Origin of the sequence: Gordonia sp. UBA7860 (assembly GCF_002500165.1) — a bacterium.
GTDB classification, from domain to species: Bacteria; Actinomycetota; Actinomycetes; order Mycobacteriales; family Mycobacteriaceae; genus Gordonia; species Gordonia sputi.
Map to the genome: position 1 here is coordinate 40,874 of NZ_DLSO01000010.1, position 9,389 is coordinate 50,262.

The 9,389-nt window shown below is 66.8% G+C and carries 10 protein-coding genes; 5 read left to right on the plus strand and 5 right to left on the minus strand.

Annotated elements, in window-relative coordinates; genetic code table 11:
• Positions 1–238 precede the first annotated feature (238 nt).
• Entirely contained in the window at positions 239–622 is a 384-nt protein-coding gene (locus B3T59_RS01445; RefSeq protein ID WP_064861637.1) for a hypothetical protein, read from the plus strand.
• Between the two features lie 27 nt (positions 623–649).
• Here the strand turns inward: B3T59_RS01445 and B3T59_RS01450 are convergent, their stop codons facing one another.
• On the minus strand, positions 650–1,129 hold the full coding sequence (locus B3T59_RS01450) for an NUDIX hydrolase (protein WP_064861628.1): 480 nt from the start codon (positions 1,127–1,129) through the stop codon (positions 650–652).
• Positions 1,130–1,358: 229 nt separating this feature from the next.
• On the opposite strand from B3T59_RS01450, the gene B3T59_RS01455 reads away from it, so the two are divergent.
• From B3T59_RS01455 to pknB, 3 genes are read left to right on the plus strand one after another with little or no spacing between them, the layout of a single operon-like run.
• Entirely contained in the window at positions 1,359–2,801 is a 1,443-nt protein-coding gene (locus tag B3T59_RS01455; protein WP_064861627.1) for a hypothetical protein, read from the plus strand.
• Positions 2,798–3,799 carry a glutamate ABC transporter substrate-binding protein gene (locus B3T59_RS01460; RefSeq protein ID WP_064861626.1) on the plus strand — a complete coding sequence of 334 codons (1,002 nt, stop codon included), beginning with the start codon at positions 2,798–2,800 and terminating at the stop codon, positions 3,797–3,799. The genes B3T59_RS01455 and B3T59_RS01460 overlap by 4 nt, the downstream gene beginning before the upstream one ends.
• Before the next feature lie 11 nt (positions 3,800–3,810).
• Complete coding sequence (gene pknB / locus B3T59_RS01465; protein ID WP_287001321.1) at positions 3,811–6,225, plus strand: Stk1 family PASTA domain-containing Ser/Thr kinase; 2,415 nt, start codon at positions 3,811–3,813, stop codon at positions 6,223–6,225.
• On the opposite strand, the gene B3T59_RS01470 is transcribed toward pknB, so the two are convergent.
• Complete coding sequence (locus B3T59_RS01470; protein WP_287001322.1) at positions 6,226–6,405, minus strand: hypothetical protein; 180 nt, start codon at positions 6,403–6,405, stop codon at positions 6,226–6,228.
• Positions 6,406–6,414: 9 nt separating this feature from the next.
• The gene (locus tag B3T59_RS01475) at positions 6,415–7,218 is read right to left on the minus strand and encodes a class E sortase (RefSeq protein ID WP_287001323.1); all 804 of its coding nucleotides are present in this window, start codon (positions 7,216–7,218) and stop codon (positions 6,415–6,417) included.
• 31 nt (positions 7,219–7,249) lie between these two features.
• Here B3T59_RS01475 and B3T59_RS01480 point away from each other — a divergent pair, with 31 nt between their 5' ends.
• Positions 7,250–7,891, plus strand: coding sequence for a cell division protein CrgA (locus tag B3T59_RS01480; RefSeq protein WP_287001324.1), 642 nt, complete (start codon positions 7,250–7,252; stop codon positions 7,889–7,891).
• A 180-nt stretch (positions 7,892–8,071) separates the two neighbouring features.
• Here B3T59_RS01480 and B3T59_RS01485 read toward each other — a convergent pair whose 3' ends face one another.
• A complete protein-coding gene (locus B3T59_RS01485; RefSeq protein WP_287001325.1) occupies positions 8,072–9,034 on the minus strand; it encodes a rhomboid family intramembrane serine protease in 963 nt (320 codons plus the stop codon).
• A 26-nt stretch (positions 9,035–9,060) separates the two neighbouring features.
• On the minus strand, positions 9,061–9,389 hold a 329-nt coding region (locus tag B3T59_RS01490), incomplete at its 5' end, for a peptidylprolyl isomerase (protein ID WP_287001326.1).

The window sequence follows — 9,389 nt, forward strand, 5'->3', positions numbered from 1 at the left end:
ACCATGTTGTGCGCGCCGAGCCTCCTCGTAGTTCGCCGCAGCGGGGTCTAGCTTCGACCGACCCCCCGCTGCGGGGTCGTCGTGCGCTCGTCGGTCATCGAATCTTCGACCGAAATGACCTTCAGCGATGCACAACCTTCACTTTTCTGCACCATGCTGTGACAGCAATGGCGCAGATCCTCTCTGGCAGCGGACCGGCCATGCACTCCCCAACGGAATCCGTCAGGAGGCAGCCGGCATGACCTGGCAGCAATTCGTCGACGAGTACACAACCAACGGTGCGATCCGACTCGGGTCGTGGACCGTCGCCCCAGCACCCGGCGACATGGTCGAATGCCGAGCAACCATCGCCTACGACGACCGGATCATGTCGATGACCGCGACGGCGGCCGGACCGGTCGGCGCGATGACCTCAATCCTCCACGACCTGGGAGTTTCTGTTCAGATCGTTCGGCTGCACCAGCGTCGACTCGACGATCGAAACGTCTCGTTCCTGCTGTGCGAACACGATCGTCGGCAGTGCTGGGCGACGGGCGACGGCGACACCACTGCCGACGCGAACATCAACGCACTCATCGCGGGGGCCAACCGGCTGCTCGCGGGCAGCGACCTGTACTCCTGAAACCCCGGATCTCTCAGACTCCTGAGTTCAATTCGTGGAGTCCAGCGTCGCGATGCGCTCACGAAGTCCCGGCCACGCGCTGCCGAAGGCGGGATGCAGTGGCAGCGTCGCCACATGCGCCTCGGGTACCCACCGCAGTTCCGCTGATTCTCCGTTGGCCGTGGTGATGACCGGGTGTTGCGCGTCGGCGATCACCGTCGTGTAGGTCCAGCCGCCGACCGTCCGGTGCGTGACCAGCGCGGCCACCACGGACACATCGTCGGGGGCGATGCCCGCCTCCTCGCCCGCTTCGCGGATCGCGGTGTCGACGGCACTCTCGTGCGAGTCGCGTGCGCCGCCGGGCAGACCCCAGGTGCCACCCTGATGCGACCATGCCGCGCGGTGTTGGAGAAGTATCCCGATCTCACCGTCGGGAAGCGGCGCCCGCAGCAGCAACCCTGCCGCGCCATGCAGCCCCCAGTACCTCGCACCGTCGTCGAGAACCCAACCGTCACCGTCGCCGCGCACTGCGCCTCCTGCTCGTACCCACACCCTGGAATGCTCTCCGAAAGCCCCGTGCCTCCAACTTAGGTGAACTCCGATCGCGGTGACACTCGCTCACCCCGACTCGCACTCGCTGCACCCCCGCACCATGAGCGTCGCGGACTAGGGTGGAAACGGACTCGACGTGGCGTGCGACATACCCAGAGAGAGCAGGTAACACTCGCTACAGACCGATGCAGAGGGGAGTGAGACGGTGACCGGCGATGCATCCCCCGTGCGGGCTGTGCTGACCCGCGCAGGGCGGACCGTACGCCCGGCCACGACGTCGCCCCCGCTTCGAGAGGTACTCAGCGATCGACGTGAATTGGTCGCGTCGGCACGTGCGGCGGCGCAATCACCGTTCTCCTCGGTGCGGCACTATGCCAAGACGACACCCGGGAAGCTGATCCTGCTGTGCTTCGTCGTCGCGGTCACCGCACTCGGAACCGGATGGTATGCGTCGACGACGCTGAACAACCGCACTCACCAGTTGCAGACGATCATCGACCGCTCCGAACCGTTGTCGGAGGCGGCTCAGGTTCTCTACAGTTCGCTCTCGATCGCCGACGCCGCGGCCAACTCGGCGTTCATCTCCGGCGGGCCCGAGAACCCGCAACTGCGGCAGCGATACTCCGACGCGTTGGCGACGGCGTCGTCGTCACTGCTGGTGACCGCGGGTAGCGACACCGGTCCCGGCGCGGATGCGACTGCGGAAGCCAGGGCACTGAATTCCGACCTCGAGGTTCTCACCACGACCATCCCCGTCTACAGCGGATTGGTCGAGACCGCGCGCACCAACAATCGGTTGGGTAATCCGGTCGGATCGGCGTATCTCGGTCAGGCGTCGGCGCTCATGCAGGACCGGATTCTGCCCGCGGCGCAGCGGGTGTACGAGCGTCGTTCGCTTGCCATCGCCGATCCGCAGAGCGCACTGACAACGCCGCCGTGGGGGGTGTACGCCGCGCTGCTGATCCTGGCGATCATGCTGATCGGGACGTCGCGCTACCTCGCACGACGCACCCGACGCCGCTTCAACATCGGGATCGTGGCAGCACTGGTCGCGATCATCGGCGGGCTGATCTGGCTGCTCACGTCGGGGTTGTTGTCGGTGGCGGCGACCAGTTCCGCCAAGGATGACGGCGCGACACCCCTACGTGAACTGACCGAGGCCCGCATCCTCACCCAGCAGGCACGTTCGGCCGAGACCCTGTCGTTACTACGACGCGGCGATCAGTCCGGGCTGCAGGACTCGTTCGAGCAGGCGACCACCCGGATCGGCATGGTGTTGGACACCCTCGACAGAGACGGCGGGTCGTCGGGGTCGTTGAGCAGCGACCAGATCACGTCGCTGCGTGCCGCGCTCGACCAATGGAAGAAGACCGACGCGCAGGTGCGTGACGCGATGACATCCGGAGACTTCACGCAGGCGCGGGCCATGACCGTTGGTTCGTCGCCGCAAAGCTCCGAGACCAGCTACAAAGCCGTCGACTCCGCCCTGGTGAACGCGATCACGACCACACGAACATCGTTCCGCGACGACATCAACACCGCGCAGCGGGTTTTGGGCTTCACCGGTAACGGCATTCTCGCGTTGTCGATCTTCGCGACGGTCGCGCTGATCCTGGGGATGATCCCGCGTATCCGGGAGTACCGATGACAGCGCGCACCATGGCCTCGGCGCGGACAGCCATCGCGTTCGTCGCGATCGCGCTGGGCGTCGTGGTGCTCGCGGGGTGCGTCAGCTTTCCCGCACCCGAGTCGCCGGGACCGAGTGCGACCGCGCAGACACCCGAGCCGCTCGGGGCGAGCTTCGACGTCGCCAAGGAAGCGCCACCGAACTCGTCGTCGTGTGACGCTACGCAGAGCTTGCGACCGGCGGCAGAACAACCTCAACCCGCACAGATGCCGCCGGGCAGCACCATGGACGCGATCTTCCGTCGCGGCAGGCTGATCGTCGGCACCGACATCGGTTCCAATCTGTTCAGTTTCCGCGACCCGATCACGGGCGACATCCAGGGATTCGATGTCGATCTCGCACACGAGATCTCCCGCGCGATCTTCAACGACCCCAACCGCATCGAGTTCCGGGTATTGAGTTCGGGCGAGCGCATAGACGCGCTGCGCAATCAAGAGGTCGACGTCGTCGTGAAGACGATGAGCATCACGTGTGATCGCCTACGCGAGATCAGCTTCTCGTCGCCGTATTACGTTGCATCCCAACGCATTCTGTCACTACGCGGATCAGGCATCACCGGGCCGGGACAACTCGCCGACAAGCGGGTGTGCGCGGCGCGGGGCACCACGTCGATCGGCCGCATGCAGCAGATCGAACCCCGTGCGAAGATGGTGACCACCACGACCTGGGCCGATTGCCTTGTCATGCTGCAGCAGTCACAGGTCGACGCCGTGAGCACCGACGACGCTGTTCTCGCCGGTCTGGCGACTCAGGATCCGTGGGCACAGGTCGTGGGGCCGAGCCTCGGTCAGGAGAACTACGGAGTCGGCATGCCCGTCGGACACGACGACATGGTGCGCTTCGTCAACGGCACCATCGCCGAGATTCGCGCGACCGGCCGGTGGCAGGAGATGTACGACAAGTGGCTGTCCATCCTCGGGCCCGGATACGGACCGCCCCAACCCACGTACCGCGATTGAGGCGACGCGAGATGCCACGAAGTGACAAGCACAGCGCAACGCCGGCCGCGGAAGTCGAGCGTGACGCCACCACCGACGCGACCAACGGCAGCGCCGACCGTGCCGACCTCGACGTCGGAACCCAACGTGCCGATCTCGCCGACCTCGACGTCGGAACCCAGCGTGCCGACCTTGCCGACCTCGACGTCGGGACCCAGCGTGCCGACCTCGCGGCACTCGACGTCGGCACGCAGCGGGCGGATTTCGCTGCGACGCAGGCGACTCCGAGCATCGGGATGCGCGACGAGTCGACGGGTCCGATCACTCCTGCGCGTGCACTCGATCCCAACGAAGCGCTGGTCTCGGTCGGGCAGACGCGCAGACTCGTGCCGCGTCGTCGGCCGCGAGTGCACGACCGTCGACTCGGCTCGGGGCTCGTCGAACTGCCCAAGGTCACCGACATCGAGCCGCAGGACGCGGTGCTCGATTCTCCGGTCATCGCCGAGGGCAAGCGCAACTGCTGGCGCTGCGGGCGCCCCGTCGGGCGCTCGTCGGGGGCCGGTGCAGGCGCACTGACCGGGGAGTGTCCCCACTGTGGTGCGCGCTATTCGTTCGTTCCGGGACTCGCGAAGGGCACGCTCGTCGCGGGCCAGTACGAGATCGCCGGCGCCATCGCGCACGGTGGACTCGGCTGGATCTACCTCGCGATCGACCGCAACGTCTCCGACCGACCCGTCGTCCTCAAGGGTCTGCTCAACTCGTCGGACTCCGAAGCGCAGCAGGTCGCTCTGGCCGAGCGACAGTTCCTCGCCTCGGTGAACCATCCCGGCATCGTCAAGATCTACAACTTCGTCGAGCACGTCACCGACTTCGGCGAGCGGTTCGGCTACATCGTGATGGAGTACATCGACGGCAAGCAGCTCGGCGACATCATGGCCGAGGGCTCCCTCAGTGACGAGAAGATCGAGAAGTACATGTCGGGGCTGCTGACCTCGCTCGAGTACTCACACCGCGTCGGCGTGGTCCACCGGGACATCAAGCCCGCAAACGTCATGATGACGACCGCCGACGAGGTGAAGGTCACCGACTTCGGCATCGCGCGGGCCATCTCCGACACGGCCGGCACGATCGCGCAGACAACCGCGATCCTCGGCACCGCATCCTACTTTTCGCCCGAGCAGGCCCGCGGGGAGACCGTCGACGGCCGCAGCGACCTCTACTCGGCCGGCATCGTGCTCTACGAGATGCTCACCGGCCGTGTGCCCTTCCAGGGCGACTCGGCAGTCGCGGTCGCGTACCAGCACGTCACCGAGCCGCCGCGCCGCGCGAGCGAACTCAACTCGCGCGTCACGCCGGCGCTGGATGCGGTGGTCACCAAGGCGCTCGCGAAGCGCGCCGACGACCGCTACCAGACCGCCGCCGAGTTCCGCACCGACCTGCAGAACGCGTTCAAGGGCATCGCCCCCGCATACACGCACGCGGTCGCCGAGGACGCGACGCCGACCGAGCTCTTCGGCGCTGGCCCGACCGCGATCGACGCGACGCAGTCGGCCCTCAACTCGATGAACGAGGACGACGATCGCGCCCCGCAGGTCCAGCGTCGCCCCCCGGCGATGTGGATCTGGGGTGCCGTCGCACTCGTCGCCGCGGTGCTCATCGGCGTGCTGCTGTGGGTGCTGCTGCTGAGCCCCACGACCCCGCTGCCGCAGACGAGCGCCACGGTACCGAACGTCGTCGGGATGACCGAGGAGGAGGCCACCGCCACCCTCGAGGAGGCACAGCTCACGAACGTGCGCGTCGAGCACGCCGCGAGCGAGGACGTAGCTCCCGGCGAGGTCATGTCGCAATCGCCGCCGGAGGGCTCGAGCGTTGCGCTCGACACCACAGTCACCATCACGCTTTCCTCCGGGCCCGATGCGATCAACGTGCCCTCGCTCGATGGCCTCACGGCTGAGGAGGCGAAGACGTCCCTCGAAGACGTCGGCCTCCGGCTCGGCACCATCATCAACGAGGACTCCGAGGATGTCCCCGCCGACCAGATCATCCGCAGCGAGCCGGGCGCGAACACCTCGGTCGAGCCTGGTTCGACCGTCAACCTGTACGTCTCGAGCGGCAATGTGACCCTACCCGACGTGAGCGGCCAGCCGATCGCCGACGCCGAAAGCCAGCTGACCGAGCTCGGGCTGAGCCCCGTGCGGCAGGAACTGCCGAGCTGCCAGGCGCAGGACGGCAACCCCGTGGTCAGCATGTCGGTCGCGCCTGGCCCCGTGGCCCAAGGCAGCGAAGTCACGCTGAGCTACTGCTCGGGCACCGCGCCCGACCCCGACCCGCAGCCGAGCGACGACGGCAGCACGACCGACGACTCGGGTGACAACGGCAACGGCGACGCCAACGGCAACAACGGGAATGGCAACGGCAACAACGGCGCCGGCTTCGGCAACCGCTAGCTAGGAGCCGAGCAGGGCCCCCATGCCCACCGTGACGTCCGCGGGCGCGAGGAACGTCTCGTCGATCCACGGGAACAGCCACAGCACGCACGCCGCGAGCACCGCGGCGATGATCACGAGCATGAAGAGCAGCTTCACCGGCCACGGGCCGGGAAGTGCACGCCAGAGCGCTCCGTACAATTCCGTCTCCTATTCGCGGCCGGTGTCTTGGCCGTTGTTCTGCGTGCGCTCGTTCACGACGTTCGCGATCTCGTCCGGGGCGCCCTCATCGCGGGGCGTGAAGTCCACGAACACCGAGTAGGACACGACGCGCTCCGCGACCGAGTAGATCGGGTTGCAGGTCATCATGAGCAGGATGCGGTCGCTCCCCTGCTCCTCCGGGTAACGCGGCACGTCCGACAGGATCGACACCTCGTAGGGGTCGACGTACTCGCCGGAGCGGAACTCGTACTCGTACCAGCCATCGATGGTCTCGACATACGCGTGGTCACCGACCTGGAGGTTCGGGATGTTCTGCATCGGCGCGCCGTACGCGAGGCGGTGGCCGGCGACCGCGAAGTTGCCGATCGCGCCGGGCGCATCCGACTCCATGTAGTACCCGACGTAGTTGTCGAGCACGCCGTACTGGGTGATGTCGGTCGCGATCGTGCGCGAGTAGTCGGCGCCGAACGCGGGCACGTAGAGCACTGCGAAGGGCTCGGCCTCCCCCGTGGGCGTCGCGCGCACCGGGATGCCGCCGGTGTCGACCTCCGGCGCCGGCGCATCCGTGTAGTTCTTCTCGAACTCCTGGCTCAGCTCGCTGCCCGCGGAGTTCTGCTCGTTGCCCTGGATCAGGTCGTTCAGCCAGTACTTCCATCCCATGAAGGCGAGGGTGCCGAGGCCGGCCGTGAGCAACAACTCGCCGAGCACGCCGGTGACCGTGATCCGCTGGGCGCGCTTGCGCCGCTGCTCCCTGCGGGCACGTCTGGTGTCGGCAGGGGCGGGCGAACTCATGCGCGCAATTGTAGACGGCTAGAATGCCTTCATGCCCAACGAGACTCCCAAGGCCGGTCACGACGACGATCTGTCCGACGACATCATCGAAGTCCAGGAAGACGACCTCGAGGACGAGGCCGACGACGCTACGGACGACGGCGTTGAAGCCGAGGCGGAGTTCGACGAAGACGACGACTCGGACGACGTCGACGACGACGATGACGTCGAGGACGACGACGAGGACGACACCGTCTCGGCGGCCGGCGCGACCAAGCGCAAGAAGGCCGCGAAGAAGCCGCTGACGAAGGCGGAGCTGCGCGAAGAGGCCAAGAAGCACAAGCGCGCCGAGCGCGAGCGCATCGAGCGCTCGAAGCAGATCGCCGCCGAGGCCCGCGGCAAGAAGTACGAGCCGAAGGGCTCGGCGAAGGCCAAGACGAAGGATGCGGACGGCAAGCCGCGCACGAAGGAGCAGCAGCGCGCCGCCGCGGCCGCCGAGAGCCGGGCCGCCGAGGGCAACCCGGTGTGGTTCAAGCCGATCATGTTCGGCTTCCTGATCCTCGGGTTCATCTGGATCCTCGTGTACTACCTCTCCTCCGGCCGCGCCCCCGTTGGCGCGCTCGGCGACTGGAACATCCTCATCGGTTTCGGCATCGCCCTCGTGGGGTTCCTGATGATGTCGAATTGGAAATAGCGCCCGCACCTGGGCACAACTCGGCAAACTGCCGGTTAATCTATGGGTTGACCGGCAGTTTTTCTGTGTGCAGAGTTATGCACAACTTATCCACGGGTGTGGAGAATTACAACAGTGTAATTACACCGCGGTAGTTATCCCCAAGGTGTGGATTGATCTGGGGATAACCCTGCGTAGGGGCTAGGACAGCAGGCCGACGAGCGGCGGGATCGCGACGCAGAGCGCGCCGACGAGCACCTGCAGCCAGAGGCCGAGCGTAGGCCACTGCCGGCGCCCCTTCTTGATCTTGCCGGGCCGCTCGCGACCCCGCTCGACATCGAACAGCGTCAGTGCGCCGCAAATAAGGCCGACGACGAGCCCGCCGACGTGCGCCTGCCAGGAGATCCCGGGGTTGAGGAACGAAACGGCGACGTTGATGCCGATGAGCACAAGCATCGAGGTGACGTCCTGCCCCGTGCGGCGCAACACGAGGAACCAGGCGGCAAAGAGGCCGAATACAGCCCCGGATGCTCCAATCACCCAACTGCCCGGCGCGAGCAGCGCGACGGCGAGCGAGCCGCCGAGTGCGGAGACGACGTAGAGCGTCGCGAAGCGGAGCGAGCCGATGAGCGGCTCGAGCGCCCGGCCAAAGATCCACAGCGTGAGCGTGTTCATCGCGAGGTGGAGGAACGAGCCGTGGAGGAACGCGGCGGTGAGCATCCGCCAGGGCTCGAACGCGAGCTGACCGTTCGCGTAGTAGTGGCGCGCGTCCGTGAACTGCGGCGAATACGAGCCGTAGACGTCAATGAGGTCGTTGCCGAAGGTGCGCGTGAGCCACTGCAGGATGCCCACGACCACAATGAGGCCCATGAGCGTGTAGGTGACCGGGCTGCCGCTGCCAATCAGGCGCGAACGCAGCTGGCCCATCCTGCCGCCCGCCGCGCGCACGCGCTGCTGCCGGTGCTCGCGCTGCTGTTGCTGCACGCGGCCCTGCTGCTCGGCGAGGCACTCGGGGCAAATGACGCCGACCGGCGCCTGAGTCTGACACTCCGGGCAAATCGTGCGACCGCACCGCTGGCAGAGCACGAAGCTCTGCCGGTCGGGGTGGCGATAGCAGGTGTTGCTGGAGGGGGAACGTTCGGCGCCGGTCGGCGTGTGGGTCATTGAGTGCTCGGGAAGGGCGCGGGAGCCTAGAGGCTCTCGACGGAGACCGAGTTGATCACGACGTCCTCGAGCGGCTTGTCGCGACCGTCGGTCTGCACAGCCTCGATGGCGTCGACGACCTTCTTCGACTCCTCGTCGGCCACCTCACCGAAGATGGTGTGCTTGCCCTGGAGCCAGGTGGTCGGCACGGTCGTGATGAAGAACTGCGAGCCGTTGGTGCCGCGGCCCGCGATCTTGCCGGCGTTCGCCATCGCGAGCACGTAGGGCTTCGTGAAGTCGAGCTCGGGGTGGATCTCGTCGTCGAAGTTGAAGCCGGGGCCGCCACTGCCGGTGCCGGTGCGGTCGCCGCCCTGGA